General features: G+C 42.5%; 13 protein-coding genes. 10 read left to right on the forward strand and 3 right to left on the reverse strand.

What is annotated here, in order from left to right; translation table 11 throughout:
- Positions 1–98: 98 nt before the first annotated feature.
- From serC to AOC03_RS00440, 6 genes are all read left to right on the forward strand, one after another.
- A complete protein-coding gene (gene serC / locus AOC03_RS00415; RefSeq protein WP_062533092.1) occupies positions 99–1208 on the forward strand; it encodes a 3-phosphoserine/phosphohydroxythreonine transaminase in 1110 nt (369 codons plus the stop codon).
- 206 nt (positions 1209–1414) lie between these two features.
- Complete coding sequence (locus AOC03_RS00420; RefSeq protein WP_420480441.1) at positions 1415–3265, forward strand: extracellular solute-binding protein; 1851 nt, start codon at positions 1415–1417, stop codon at positions 3263–3265.
- 145 nt (positions 3266–3410) lie between these two features.
- Positions 3411–4190, forward strand: coding sequence for a hydroxyacylglutathione hydrolase (gloB, locus tag AOC03_RS00425; RefSeq protein WP_062533094.1), 780 nt, complete (start codon positions 3411–3413; stop codon positions 4188–4190).
- Between the two features lie 52 nt (positions 4191–4242).
- On the forward strand, positions 4243–5310 hold the full coding sequence (yejB, locus tag AOC03_RS00430) for a microcin C ABC transporter permease YejB (RefSeq protein WP_062533095.1): 1068 nt from the start codon (positions 4243–4245) through the stop codon (positions 5308–5310).
- Between the two features lie 68 nt (positions 5311–5378).
- A complete protein-coding gene (locus tag AOC03_RS00435; RefSeq protein WP_227514299.1) occupies positions 5379–6419 on the forward strand; it encodes an ABC transporter permease in 1041 nt (346 codons plus the stop codon).
- Between the two features lie 67 nt (positions 6420–6486).
- Positions 6487–8097: an ABC transporter ATP-binding protein gene (locus tag AOC03_RS00440; RefSeq protein WP_227514300.1), complete on the forward strand. Its 1611-nt coding sequence runs from the start codon at positions 6487–6489 to the stop codon at positions 8095–8097.
- 100 nt (positions 8098–8197) lie between these two features.
- On the opposite strand, the gene folE is transcribed toward AOC03_RS00440, so the two are convergent.
- Positions 8198–8794, reverse strand: a complete 597-nt coding sequence (gene folE / locus AOC03_RS00445; RefSeq protein ID WP_227514251.1) for a GTP cyclohydrolase I FolE — start codon at positions 8792–8794, stop codon at positions 8198–8200.
- A 333-nt stretch (positions 8795–9127) separates the two neighbouring features.
- On the opposite strand from folE, the gene AOC03_RS00450 reads away from it, so the two are divergent.
- Together AOC03_RS00450 and AOC03_RS00455 are read left to right on the forward strand one after the other, a co-directional pair.
- Entirely contained in the window at positions 9128–9943 is an 816-nt protein-coding gene (locus AOC03_RS00450; RefSeq protein WP_062533099.1) for an enoyl-ACP reductase FabI, read from the forward strand.
- Positions 9944–10065: 122 nt separating this feature from the next.
- Entirely contained in the window at positions 10066–10764 is a 699-nt protein-coding gene (locus tag AOC03_RS00455) for a YoaK family protein (RefSeq protein ID WP_062533100.1), read from the forward strand.
- 94 nt (positions 10765–10858) lie between these two features.
- Here the strand turns inward: AOC03_RS00455 and AOC03_RS12775 are convergent, their stop codons facing one another.
- A complete protein-coding gene (locus AOC03_RS12775) occupies positions 10859–11023 on the reverse strand; it encodes a hypothetical protein (protein ID WP_204247919.1) in 165 nt (54 codons plus the stop codon).
- 255 nt (positions 11024–11278) lie between these two features.
- On the opposite strand from AOC03_RS12775, the gene AOC03_RS00460 reads away from it, so the two are divergent.
- Entirely contained in the window at positions 11279–12700 is a 1422-nt protein-coding gene (locus AOC03_RS00460; protein WP_062533101.1) for an SLC13 family permease, read from the forward strand.
- A gap of 118 nt (positions 12701–12818) precedes the next feature.
- On the opposite strand, the gene AOC03_RS00465 is transcribed toward AOC03_RS00460, so the two are convergent.
- On the reverse strand, positions 12819–13991 hold the full coding sequence (locus AOC03_RS00465) for a cupin domain-containing protein (protein WP_062533102.1): 1173 nt from the start codon (positions 13989–13991) through the stop codon (positions 12819–12821).
- 141 nt (positions 13992–14132) lie between these two features.
- Here AOC03_RS00465 and AOC03_RS00470 point away from each other — a divergent pair, with 141 nt between their 5' ends.
- On the forward strand, positions 14133–14330 hold the full coding sequence (locus tag AOC03_RS00470) for an NF038104 family lipoprotein (protein ID WP_062533103.1): 198 nt from the start codon (positions 14133–14135) through the stop codon (positions 14328–14330).
- Positions 14331–14389 lie beyond the last annotated feature (59 nt).

Consider the following 14389-nt stretch of genomic DNA (forward strand, 5'->3'; position numbering starts at 1 on the left):
GGTACTGATTTAAAGTAAGACGGTTGTTGCAAGCACGAGTTACACACTCTCAGTTATCGCGATTCTTTTGTTACTACTTCACACCTAGGATAATAATCATGACCACATCAACCGCCCCGCATCGCCTACCGAATTTCTGTGCAGGTCCGGCAGCCATTCCTACCCCTGTCTTAATGCGTGCCCAAGAGGAACTGCTAGATTGGCAAGGTCGCGGACTGTCAGTGATGGAAATGAGCCATCGCAGTAAGGATTATATTGCCATTACCCAAAAGGCAGAAACTCAGCTGCGCTCGTTGATGGAGATTCCAGATAATTATAAAGTGCTGTTTTTGCAAGGTGGCGCAAGTTTGCAGTTTTCTGCTATTCCGCTGAATCTATTAAATGGTGGACGTGCCGATTACCTAACCACAGGGGCGTGGTCAGGTAAAGCCATAAAAGAGGCACAACGTTATGCCGCGCTAGGCTTAGGTGAGATTAACTTAGTCGCAACGGGCAAAGAGAGTAACTTTACGGATGTGCCTGCGCAAAGTGAGTGGAATATTAGTGACGATGCGTCTTATTTTCATTATTGTGCCAATGAGACCATTCACGGTTTACAAATATTTGAGCCACCACAAGTTGATGCGCCTATCATCGTTGATATGTCATCTTGTATTTTGTCACAGCCGATAGACGTGTCAAAGTTTGGTATGATTTACGCTGGTGCGCAAAAAAATATTGGTCCTGCAGGATTGGTTATTGTCATCATTCGCGAGGATTTATTAGGGCAGGCGAGTGAGTGGTGTCCTATGCTGCTTAATTACGAACATCAAGTAGATAAAGAGTCGATGTCCAATACCCCAGCCACTTATTCTTGGTATTTAGCTGGCTTAGTATTTGACTGGTTAGAAGAGCAGGGTGGCATTGCTGCTATTGGTAAAATTAATCAGCAAAAAGCGGCATTATTGTACGATACCATTGATAACAGCACTTTTTATAATAACCCAGTAGCGCCTAAACATCGCTCTATCATGAACGTGCCGTTTACCCTAGCATACAGTAATCTTGATAAAGTATTCTTAGAAGAATCAGAAAAAGCAGGCTTGCTTAATCTAAAAGGTCATCGTGATGTGGGCGGTATGCGAGCCAGTATCTATAATGCCGTACCGCTTGAGTGGGTACAGCTGTTGGTCGACTTTATGAAAGATTTTGAAAAAAAATACGCCTAAGCTCATATGGCTAAGTTTAAAAGATAACTTTCATAGCAATAAAAAACGTCGCTACAATAGTGGCGTTTTTTTATCTGAAAAGAATTTACCTGAGCGCATTACTGCAAAGCATTAGGTTAAAAAAGCTAAGTTTGATATGATAATTTCCATAAATGGCATCTCATGATGCCACTCTTATTTCTAATTGCAGGTGTGCTATCACTATCATGCTCACAAAAATAATGCCCAAAAAAAATAAGCTGATAACAGCCATTCTGCTCAGCCTAACTATCGGCTGGGTATCTAGCAGTGTTGCTGCACCCATTACGACGTCGGCACTTGGACATAATAGTACCGCTGAGTATGTTGATGCGCCCTTTATGCCTTACGCCAATCCAAATGCCCCAACGGGCGGCACGCTGTCACTTGATGTACGCGGCACTTTTAATAGCGCCAATAAATGGATGACGACTGGCGTAGCGATGATTGGCACCGATTATCTCTATGATACCTTGATGACGGGCTCCTTAAACGAAGCCTTTACCATGTATCCGCAGCTGGCAACGAGCGTTACTTATGACCCTGATGACAGCAGTTGGATTATTTATCACATCAATCCAAAAGCACGGTTTTGGGATGGCACACCGGTTACCAGTAGCGACGTTAAGGCGACTTATGACGCATTATTGACTAAAGGTCCCATGTTTGTTCGCAGCTATTTGGGTGATATTAAAGAGGTTAAAACCCTTGATAAGCAACAAGTAAAATTCATCTTTAAATCTAATGATAATAAGGAAATATTACTCACGGTTGGTCAATTTCCAATTTTTGCCAAGTCCTCTATTGATGCCAATTTTGAAAAAATAAGCTTAACGCCATTGATGGGTAGTGGTCCTTATCAGCTCGGACGTGTTGATGTTGGGCGCTCCGTCAGCTATGTGCGTGACCCAAATTATTGGGGTCGCGAGCTAATGGTCAATCGGGGTCGCTATAATTTTGATATGATTAAGTTCGTCTATTATCAGAGTGATGAGATTGCTTTTGAAGGCTTTAAATCAGGTCAATATCGCTTTCGTCCCGAAAACAAAGCCTCTAACTGGGCAACAGGATATAATTTCCCTGCTGTCAAAGCAGGATTGATTAATAAAGAATCGATAACCAGTCAAAATCCAGTGCCCATGCAAGGGCTTGTCATGAATATACGCCGACCGATTTTTCAAGATATTCGCGTCCGCCAAGCCTTAACGGCGGCGTATGACTTTGAATGGATGAATAAAACTTTATTTTATGGTCAGTATGAGCGCCTGCAAAGCTTTTTTCATGGCTCAGAGCTTGCCGCAATGGGCACACCATCAAGTGCAGAAATGCAAATTATAACGCCTTTATTATCAAAGCTTGAACCGCTACAGCGCCAAGCGGTATTGGATGAATGGCAATTGCCTGCGAGTGATGGCGGCGGTTTTAATCGTCAAGAATTATTAAAGGCGCGGCAATTATTATTAGATGCCGGATTTTATTATAAAAATATGCAGCTGTATCAACCAGATGGTAAGCGTGCCGAGATTGAAGTGTTAATGACGGGCGATACCATGGGGCGGGTATTGCTGCCTTATATTCGTAATTTAACGCGCTTAGGTTTTGATACCCAATTACGCCAAGTTGATGGACCACAGTACTACGAGCGCATGCGCAACTTTGATTATGATATGACCGTTGATGTGTTTGCGCAGAGTTTATCTCCCGGTGCTGAGCAAGCGGCTTTTTGGGGCAGTATTGCCGCTGATGAGGCGGGTAATAATAATACCATCGGTATTAAAAATGAGGCTATTGATAGCGTTATCGCTAAACTTAGTGATGCCAAAAGTCGTGAAGATATTGTCTTATATACTCATGTGCTTGACCGTTTATTGCGGGCTGGATATTATTTAGTCCCGTTATATGGTAAGTCAGAAACCAATGTTGCCTACTGGAATCAATATCGTCATGCTGAAAAACTACCGACGAATGCGGTTGGTATTGATTACTGGTGGGTCGATAAAAAAGCGGAAGCACGCGTTGATAAATATCTTGGACAATAAGCTATTATCATAATAGTAAACGGTTAAGGTATGATGGACAGGATTTTTAGGACATGGCATTGATAAAATATGGCATCAAGATAGTCAAGTCATCGCCTTTAACTATTTGATAAAAACCAAAGATAATTTTTGCTAAGGATTTAATATGAGTATCCATATCCACCCGATTAAAGCATTTAATGACAATTATATTTGGACGTTAATTAATGAAGGTAATAAACAAGCCATCGTGATTGATCCCGGTCAATCCGCGCCAGTAATCGATTATTTAGAAGCACACGGACTGGAGCTGACCGCGATTTGGACGACTCATCATCACCATGACCATATTGGCGGTGTGGCTGAGTTACAAGAGTATTTTCCAATGACTCACCTTGTTGCGCACAGTGAGCACAATGTTGACGAAGACCAAACGGTTAAAGACGGCAGCAAGGTCAGCGCTTGGGGTTACTCTGCCCAAGTTTGGGATATCTCAGGACATACTGCGAGCCATATCGCTTATATTTTAGATATTGATGGACTTAAGCATTGTTTTTGCGGGGACACTTTATTTAGTGGCGGTTGTGGTCGCGTCTTTACCGGCACAATTGAGCAACTCTATGACAGCTTTAAACGCTTAAATGGCTTGCCTGCGGAGACGCTGCTATATCCGGCACATGAATATACTGCCAGTAATATGCGCTTTGGTTTATCTATCGAGCCTGAAAATATAGCCATACAGCAAGCATTGCTGCAAGCGGAAGAAAAAACAGCGCAGGGCATTCCAACCTTACCGGTAACGTTAGAACATGAACGCGCCGTGAACGTATTTTTGCGTGCAGATAAGCTGAGTGTGATTGCAGGGGTAGAGACAAAAACGAAGCTTGTAGATAATAAGCCTTTGACGGTATTTGCAGCGTTACGTGCGCTTAAGAATAATTTTTAAAAAATATTATTACTTTTAGCCATTATTATTCGTATTCTAGGAAGTCGCCATCATGGGTCGTTATATCTTAAAAAGGTTGCTATTGATATTACCGACGCTATTTTTAATATTGCTCGCGAACTTTGTGATAGTGCAAGCCGCTCCCGGTGGTCCTGTTGAGCAGCAAATTGCATCAATTGAACAAAGTGCGAAATATGATGCTGTCAATGGTGGTGTTGGGGCGGGTAGTGCGGGTAATAATAGCACTTACCAAGGGACGCGCGGATTGTCGGAAGAAATGGTGGCGGCAATCAATGCGCAATATGGCTTTGATAAATCTGCGCCCGAGCGTTTTTGGCTAATGCTCAAGAACTACGCCCGTCTAGATTTTGGTGAATCATTTTTTAAAGGGCAATCGGTGACGGATTTAATCATCGAAAAATTACCAGTTTCTATTTCCATTGGACTATGGAGTACGTTGCTGATTTATTTGATTGCGATTCCTTTGGGGATTTATAAAGCGATGCATCATGGTTCAGCGGTGGATAAAGCGACCGCCATGTTGCTTGCAGTTGGGCACGCAATTCCCGTATTTGTATTTGCAGTCATTTTATTAGTATTTTTTGCGGGTGGAAGCTATTGGCATATTTTTCCGCTACAAGGATTGACGTCAGAGAATTTTGACCAATTATCCCTCATTGGTAAGATTAAAGATTACTTTTGGCATTTGGCGTTACCATTGCTGGCAAGTACCGTCGGCGGTTTCGCAGGATTGACGTACTTAACCAAGTTTAGCTTTTTGGAAGAATTGGGTAAGCAATACGTGCTGACAGCGCGTGCTAAAGGTCTAAATGAGCGGCAAGTGCTCTATGGTCATGTGTTCCGCAATGCGATGTTGATTATTATTGCCGGTATTCCTGCGGCGATTGTTGGTATATTTTTTGCGGGTAATTTCTTAATTGAGATTATTTTTAAACTTGATGGACTAGGCTTGCTTGGCTTTGAAGCGATTCAGCAGCGCGATTATCCAGTAATTTTTGGTACGTTGTTTATTTTTACTTTGCTCGGGCTGTTATTACAGTTGATTAGTGATTTGAGTTATCACCTGATTGATCCGCGTATTGATTTTGAGGGGCGTTAATGTCAAATAGTCAGCTACCATTAACGAATAACGCTGCTCATACTCCGCCACCTAATCAGCCAAAAACAATGCTTCCAACGCCACAAAAAAGCCAATTAAATCCGATATGGCAAGCACGCTTAAAGCGTTTTCGGAACAATCGCTTAGGGGTTATATCGCTGATTGTGTTTACGCTGGTTTTTGTGGTTTGTATGGCAGCGAATGTGATTGCCAATGACAAACCCCTTATCGTGCAATATGACGGTGCTTATTATTTTCCAGTGGTCAAAGCTTATCCTGAGACGACCTTTGGCGGTATTTTTGAGACTGAAACCAATTATAAAGACCCTGCGGTGCAAACGCTGATTAATAGTCAGGGTTATTATGTGATGCCGCCCATTCCATTTGCCGATCAAACGCCCAATGTGGAACTGGGTATTCCGTATCCGGCAGCACCGAATAGTCAAAATTGGCTAGGGACGGATGATATGGGGCGTGATGTTCTGGCGCGGATACTGTATGGGTTGCGCGTGTCGTTATTATTTGGCTTGGCACTCACGATAGCAGGAGCCTTGATTGGGATTATTGTCGGGGCGATTCAAGGCTATTATGGCGGCTGGATTGACTTAGCAGGACAGCGCTTTATGGAAGTGTGGGGCGGAATGCCGCAGCTGTTTATGATTATTATTTTGGTCAGCTTGTTTAGCCCCAATATCACGGTATTATTTGCCATGATGCTGCTCTTTGGTTGGATGGGACTGGTTGGTTTGGTTCGCGCAGAGTTTTTGCGGGCGCGTAATTTCGACTATGTGCGTGCTGCTCGCAATTTGGGAGTGTCAGATGGTCAAATCATGTTACGACATATTTTGCCTAATGCACTGGCATCGAGCTTATCACAGCTGCCCTTTATTCTAACGGCTAATATTATTGCCCTGACTTCCTTGGATTTTTTGGGTTATGGTTTGCCACCCGGTTCACCCTCATTAGGGGAGCTTATGGTACAAGGTAAAAATAATCTTGATGCGCCGTGGCTTGCGTTGTCCGGATTTTTTAGTTTAACCCTTGTGTTATCGTTACTTATTTTTATTGGCGAAGCGCTACGCGATGCGTTCGATCCGAGGCGCTCTTAATATGACAGCTTTTATTCAAAAAGATAAGGTTCAGCCTCAAGACGGTGTGAACAAAACCAACACAATAATGCTAACAGTTGATAAGTTAAGTATTGTCACACAAGCCGGTGTAGCACTGGTGAATAAGTTGTCTTATGCCGTAAAACAAGGTCAGACATTAGCTATCGTCGGGGAGTCCGGTTCCGGAAAATCTATTGCCAGTTTAGCTTTATTAGGACTGTTACCTGATAGCTTAATCATTACTGGGGACGTGCAGTTGGCAGGTGTCGGTCGTTTACCTATTGCACCTAGTGTGAATAATAGCGTTCGTAATCGATTGCTGCGTGCGATACGTGGTCAACGTATTGGGATGATTTTTCAAGAACCGATGACCGCGCTCAATCCATTACATACCGTGGCAAAGCAAATCGCTGAATGCCTACATTTAAATGGTGTACCTAAAAAAGAGTGGCGCGCGCAAACCATAGCGCTATTAAATGACGTTAATATCAATGATGCTGAAGACAAATTGCAGCGCTATCCGCATGAGCTGTCAGGTGGTCAACGCCAGCGCGTTATGATTGCCATGGCATTAGCGCAGCAGCCAGATATTTTGATTGCTGATGAGCCGACTACGGCGCTTGATGTGACGTTGCAGCATGAGATTTTAGCGCTGCTTGATAATCTAAAGCGTGAGCGCAACATGGCAATGATTTTAATCAGTCATGACCTTAATCTTGTCAGACGTTATAGCGATGACATTATCGTTATGCGTCAAGGGCAGACCATCGAGCAAGGCAATACGACAGCGATTTTCAGGCATCCTGAAGCGGATTATACCCGTACACTCATGTCTCAAGACTTCGGCAAGGCTCTTGATGTAAAAGAAAAAAATTCTCAAGAACAGCAAATATCCGCATTAGAAGTGAAAAATCTACAAGTGCAATTTGCGGTAGAAAAAAGCTTATTTGGCAGTACAAAGCGCTGGTTTGATGCCGTAAAAGCGTTAGATATGACCTTGCAGACAGGGCAGGCATTAGGGGTTATCGGAGAATCTGGCTCTGGTAAGACCACCATTGCGCTTGCTTTATGTCGCCTACTCAGTAATCAGGCGCGTGTGAATGGGCAAGTCAATATCAATGGTCAAGATATCATGGCGCTGTCTAAATCCGACTTACGTCAGTTTCGCGCCCAAGTGCAGATGGTATTTCAAGATCCCTTTGCCAGTATCAATCCGCGTATGACCGTGTTGCAAATTATAGAGGAAGGACTACTAGTACAAGGGTTTGATAAGGTAACACGTCAGCAAGCGGTTATAGATAGTCTTGAAACTGTACATCTACCTGCCGATTTTTTACAGCGTTATCCACACGAGCTTTCAGGCGGTCAGCGTCAGCGCGTGGCTTTAGCGCGAGCATTGGTCATGCAACCACGCTTGCTGATTTTGGATGAGCCAACCTCTGCGCTTGACAGTACCACGCAGGTTACAGTAGTGAATCTTTTACGTGAAATTCAAGAAAAATTAAATATAAGCTATGTATTCATTAGCCATGACTTAAAAGTGGTTCGTGCGTTATGTCAGCAGATTATGGTGCTAAAAGACGGTGTATGTGTGGAGTCAGGTCTGACGGAAGCTGTGTTTAATCATCCGCAGCATCCTTATGCTCAACGCTTATTGCAAGCGAGCATAATAGTCTAAGTAATATAAAAGTTGAGATGTTGTTTTTAAAAGCATAAAGCAGATTTAAGCCAATAAAAAAAGGATGCTTAAGCATCCTTTAATATTTTTAATTTACAACTTAAAACGCAGGTTGACGCTTAGGAATGGCACCCAAAAATTCATTGCGCGCTTGGTTGTCATGCACATACTCACCCAACATCGATGTGGTACGTGTGGTGGAGTGTTGTTTATTAACACCGCGCATCATCATGCACATATGCGCTGCATCCATTACTACAGCCACACCGCGGCAGCCAGTCACATCCATAATCGACTGTGCGATTTGCTCGCTGAGATTCTCTTGAACTTGCAAACGACGAGCAAACATATCGACGATACGCGCAAACTTAGATAAGCCTAAAACGTGCCCGTTTGGTAAATAACCAATATGAGCAACGCCATGAAAAGGCAGCATATGATGTTCACATAAAGAATAAAATTCGATATTTTGTACCAACACCAACTCACGATTGGTTGATGGAAAAAGAGCATCATTAACCACTTCGTCTAGATTTTGGCAATAGCCGCGGGTGAGATGCGCAAATGCTTTTGCAGCGCGAATTGGAGTATCTTGTAAACCAGGACGCTCTAAATCTTCGCCAGTTGAGCTGATGAGTTGACGATACGATTCGGTGCTTTCTTGGTAGTCTAATGTTACTGTTGGGGTGTTACTCATAAGTTTGGCAGCCATCCAAAATGTGGGTATAGCTTAACGCTAAATCCTTGTTTACAAACAACGGTTGTAAAGGATTTATATGAAAAATGTGCAAGCTGGTAAGGGCTGTGATTATACTTGAAAACTCCTCAATTTCATACCGCTATCAATAATGTAGACTGCTTTAGTGTTTGAGATATCATCATCAAGGCATAAGAGTTTACGACTGTTTACTTAATTTCATTCGTGTATAATAAGACAACTTTTTTTGATTGTATTACTAATATTTAACCAGTGTTTAATTATTTTTATTGATAATATCAATTTGATTCTAACCTTTAACAAGGAAATACTATGCTACTTCAAGGACAACGCTTTGTCGTCACCGGCATCGCCAGTAAACTTTCTATCGCATGGGCGATTGCTGAAGCGCTACATCGTGAAGGCGCCTCTTTGATTTTAACGTATCCAAACGATAAAATTAAAAAACGCGTCGATATGGCAGCAGAGCATTTTGAGGCTGATTTGGTACTTGAGTGTGATGTCGCCTCTGATGAATCTATTGCTGCTTGTTTTGAGCAAGTGACTGCGCATTGGGGTGATGGTATTGATGGTGTGGTTCATGCGATTGGCTTTGCACCGATGGATCAGCTTGATGGTGACTTTACCAATGCTACCACGCGCGAAGGCAGTCAAATTGCCCACGATATCTCAAGCTATAGTTTTGTCGCTCTTGCTAAAGAAGCCCGCGCCTTGCTAGCCATGCGTCACGGTTCTATGTTGACCTTAACTTATGAAGGTAGTATTTCGGTATTGCCTAATTACAACGTCATGGGTATGGCAAAAGCCAGTCTTGAAGCCAGCGTGCGTTATTTAGCAACGTCAATGGGTGGTGAAGGCATTCGTGTGAATGCGATTTCAGCGGGTCCTATTCGTACCCTTGCCGCCAGTGGTATTAAATCATTCCGTAAAATGCTAGATATCAGTGAAAAAATTGCCCCATTGCAGCGTAACGTCAGTCAAATGGAAGTCGGTAATGCCGCGCTATTCTTACTGTCGCCATGGGCATCTGGTATCACTGGCGAGATTATGTTTGTTGATGCTGGTTTCAATACCGTTGCGATTAGCGAGCAGTTAATGATGCTTGATATTGATGAACCAAAAAAATAAATTAAAAAAAGTATCCAGCAACAAATATCAGAAAGGCAGCCAATAGGCTGTCTTTTTTTGGTTATAGCCTTTTTCAGCTATACTATATCATTTTTTTAGCGATAAGCTTTTAGGCGGCAAATATGATAACCAGATTACCAAAATGGATATTGTGGGGCGGAGCAGTGTTGGCGTTTAGTGCCGGCTGTGTCAATACTGCTGCGCTGATGGGTTTTACCAATCTGTCGGTATCGCATGTCACGGGTAATGTCAGTTTATTTGCCGCTGCTGTGGCGCATTTTGATGGACGCAGTATTTTATATATTGGCGCCTCATTGTTATCATTTTTAGTAGGTGCAATTTTAAGTGGTTTTGTCATTGGGCAAAAATCTCTCACGCTGGGTAAACGCTATGGTCGTGCCCTATATGTTGAGGCAGCACTGCTGCTAATTAGCTATTTTTTATATCAAGAGCACGATTATCTTGGACAATTAGCCGCTGCGATGGCTTGTGGACTACAAAACGCGATGGTGGCTACTTATAGTGGGGCGGTCATTCGGACGACCCATTTGACTGGGCTGACTTCAGATATGGGCGCGGCGATTGGTAATTGGCTGGCAGGACGACCGATTAGTAAGCCAACGCTTGGCTTTCAAGCCATCATTTGGTATTGCTTTTTCGGTGGTGGGGCAGTAGGTGCGTTTTTGTACGCTAGAGTTGGCTATGGCGCGTTATTTGTACCCATTACTATTGTGTTGTTGGCGGCATTTTTCTATAACTATGCTTCAGACCAGTTACCAGAAAAACGGCAACCTAGAAAAAAAAGGCGCTCATCACCTTGATAAGCGCTTTTTAATTTTAGGTATTTTTCTAGTGAAGTCATTTTAGCTTTCGATAGTTAAACCGCTATAAATATATATTGTGAAAAATAGCCGTTTATTCATCATCCTCTTCTTCATGATCTTCATGCTCATGTAAGCCTTGCATCATATCGAGCGCGCATTCATCAGTACGCTGCTGATCTTCTTCAGACAGACCATCTTGATTGATGTCTCTTCGAGCCATTTTAGTCGTCTCATCAGTTTTATTATAGCTTGGCATAAGGAACTCCCGTTTATAATTAACCTGTTTAATACACAATAACTTTAGTATGAGATAACGATTACCTCTTGTATAGAGGTAGGTTAAGCGCATTTGGTATCGATATGTAACTTAATTACGGACTATTTACCTTTGTTTTCATCTAAAACGATTTAATCTATATCATAAAAATGAGTAAAAATTGCCGTCTTATATTAAAATACCTCTTTATTTTGTATTTTTTAACACTATTCTTGGGTGCAATTAGGACTCTTTATGTCAGAGCAAAAATTAGACAGTCATCTTCCTGATGATGGCAATGAGTATTTATTTACGGACACTTTTCCAAAAGGTACGGGCAAGGGCTTAATAGTAGTAGTGATCGCTGCTATTATCAGTGTGGTTATTTATAATACGTTATCGTTTGATATCAATGCCAATAAAGGGCTTGCCATGCTGTTTTTTATTGGCGTGCTGTGGCTAACTGAAGCCGTGCATGTGACCATTACCGCGCTATTAGTCGTGGTAGTTGGTACACTGATTGGTATACCAGAGTTCGATGCCGAAATTGGTTTACAAAGTTTTGCTAATCCAACCATCTATCTTTTCTTCGGTGGTTTTGCTTTGGCAGCTGCCTTACATGTACAAAAGTTGGATAGAAAAATCGCGCTAAAAATATTGTCAATGTCTGGAGGTAAGCTAAGTACAGCCGTATTTTTAATATTTGGGGTAACGGCATTTTTATCGATGTGGATATCGAATACGGCAACGGCAGCCATGATGTTGCCTCTAGCACTCGGTATTTTGACGCATGTCGATAGCGAAAAAGACCGAGGTACTTTTGTATTTGTGCTATTGGGTATCGCTTATTCTGCCAGTCTTGGCGGTTTGGGTACGATAGTGGGGTCACCACCGAATGCGATTGCCGCTAAAGCACTGAATATTGCTTTTGTTGATTGGATGAAGTTTGGTGTACCGATGATGTTGGTACTATTGCCAGCATTGTTGGGTGCGATGTATGTTTATCTAAAACCTAATCTAAATCGTACGGTTACACTTAATGAAGAAGCGCCTATTGAATGGACAAAGCCACGCGTTTTGACCATCATGGTCTTTATCATAACGGCGTTTAGCTGGATATTTTCTAAGCAAATTGGGGCTGCGCTAGATATTAAGGATACGGATGCTATCGTCGCTTTATCCGCTGCCGCTGCGGTAGTCAGTCTGGGTTTAGTATCATGGAAGCAAGTTTCCGATAATACAGATTGGGGCGTGCTCATGCTGTTTGGGGGTGGGATTGCACTCTCAACGATTTTAAAAGTATCGGGAGCATCGTTAGTATTGGGTCAAACAGTTGCTAATGCTTTGGCTTCTGCACCGCTCATTATCGTGATGCTTGCTGTATCGGCATTTATTATTTTCTTGACAGAGTTTGCTTCGAATACAGCGTCCGCTGCGCTGTTAGTGCCCGTATTTGCAGCCATTGCTGAACAAATGGGTATACCAAATGAAGTGTTAGTATTGATTATTGGTATTGGTGCGTCATGTGCCTTTATGCTGCCAGTTGCGACACCGCCAAATGCGATTGTCTTTGGTACGGGTTTGATTAAGCAGTCAGAGATGATACGCGTCGGTGTCATTCTTAATATTATTGCGACGGTTATTGTGGGTCTTTGGGCATATTTTTTCTTGCTCTAGTATTACTTTCCTTATTGTTTTTATCAAAAAAAGGCCCCGATATTCTGTTGTTACGCAGATATCGGGGCTTTTTTTATTATGAATTAATGATATCTAATTCAGGTAAAGTACTGAGCAATTACTCAGGATAATTTAACCATATCCAACCGTTTTCTAACCACTCCATCACTTCATCAGGGTCAATCCCTTCCATGTCATCAAGTGTCAAGTGCTCACCATTCGCTAAGCGTGTCAAAAGTGCAGTCGCAGTGTCATCGAGACTATCGAGCAGTTGACCATTTGCGTATAACGTTAAGCCCTCAGGCGTTTGGTTATATAGTAAACGGTTGCTATAGTCGGCTTGTAGCGTAGCACCTTCAGCTAAAGCTTGGATGAGCTCGTCAGTATTTAGGGTTTCCTCAGGTAGAAGCACATCGTATTGGCGTTTGCTGACCACTTCGCAGACCGCTTGACGCATAATATCCGCGCCGCGTTCTGACTGTAGTAGTGCTAATAATTGCGCGGTGATAGCGTCAATACTGTCCGCTTGTAATTCGCCAGACGATTGTTGTCCTTGTGGCAGAATCATTGGGACAAATAAAGAGCTGTCGTTGGTTGCCACATCGGCAAGGCTATCAATGATTTGCATCAAATTTGGGCGACGGCAGCCAAATGAAAACGTCAAACAGTCGTCTTGCGCCACACCAAAATGAGACAGTTTAGGCGGTACGTACAGTACATCGCCCGCTTCTAAGATTTCATCAAAGATAATCTCACCCATGTCATCAAACAGTCGAATCGGCTCATCAGCGACAAATTCAGTGTGCTCATCACAGAATTTTCCCAGCTGCCAACGACGTTGACCAAACCCTTGCGCTAAGAAGACATCATAATCATCATAATGCTTACCAACCGAGCCACCTTTTGGCGCATAGGACACCATAATGTCATCACGCTGCCATTGCGGGATGAAGTCCAATGCTTGCCATAATTGACCCAGTTCGGGCGACCATTGCTCAAGGTTCTGTACCAATACCGACCATTGCTCAGGTAAGGTATCAAAATCTGCTTCAGTCAGTGGGCTTTTTTTAAGCTGCCATTGCGGCTGACCGTTTTGTTTACTTGCGGCTTGAGTCAGTAGCCTTGCGGTCGCATCTTCATCTATTGCTAAGCCTAAAATATCATCAGGCTCAAACATACCAATCAGTTGTGGTAAGCCTTGCTTAATCAGTAGTGGTTTTTTTTGCCAATACTCACTTAAAAATTGTTCTGGTGTTATAGAGTCTGGTAAACATAATTTTAAAGCAGTCATTAGTGACTCCATCTTATTGGTTAGTTTAATATATTAATTGGGTTCGGATAAAGGTTTGCTTTAGAAAAGAATTTTAATAGTTTATGATGTGCAGCTATTACATGATTTATTTTAAATTATATCGTCAACTATAGGACGTTCATGAAAAAATTATCCATTATTATTCTCCTTGCGAGCACTTTCTTATTACAAGCCTGCGTTCATAAACTCGTCACAGTACCGGTGAAAGTTGCCTATAAAACCACCAAAGGCGTGGTCAAAGGTACAGTCGCTGTGACTAAAGCCATCATCCCGGGTGGCGATGAAGACGAGGACGACGGTAAAAAGAATAAAAAGTAAGGATAAAAAACAAAACCTTACCCATCGACTATGTTTAAAAAAATTCATAGTATTCAGAG

Source organism: Psychrobacter urativorans, from assembly GCF_001298525.1.
Taxonomy (GTDB): domain Bacteria; phylum Pseudomonadota; class Gammaproteobacteria; order Pseudomonadales; family Moraxellaceae; genus Psychrobacter; species Psychrobacter urativorans_A.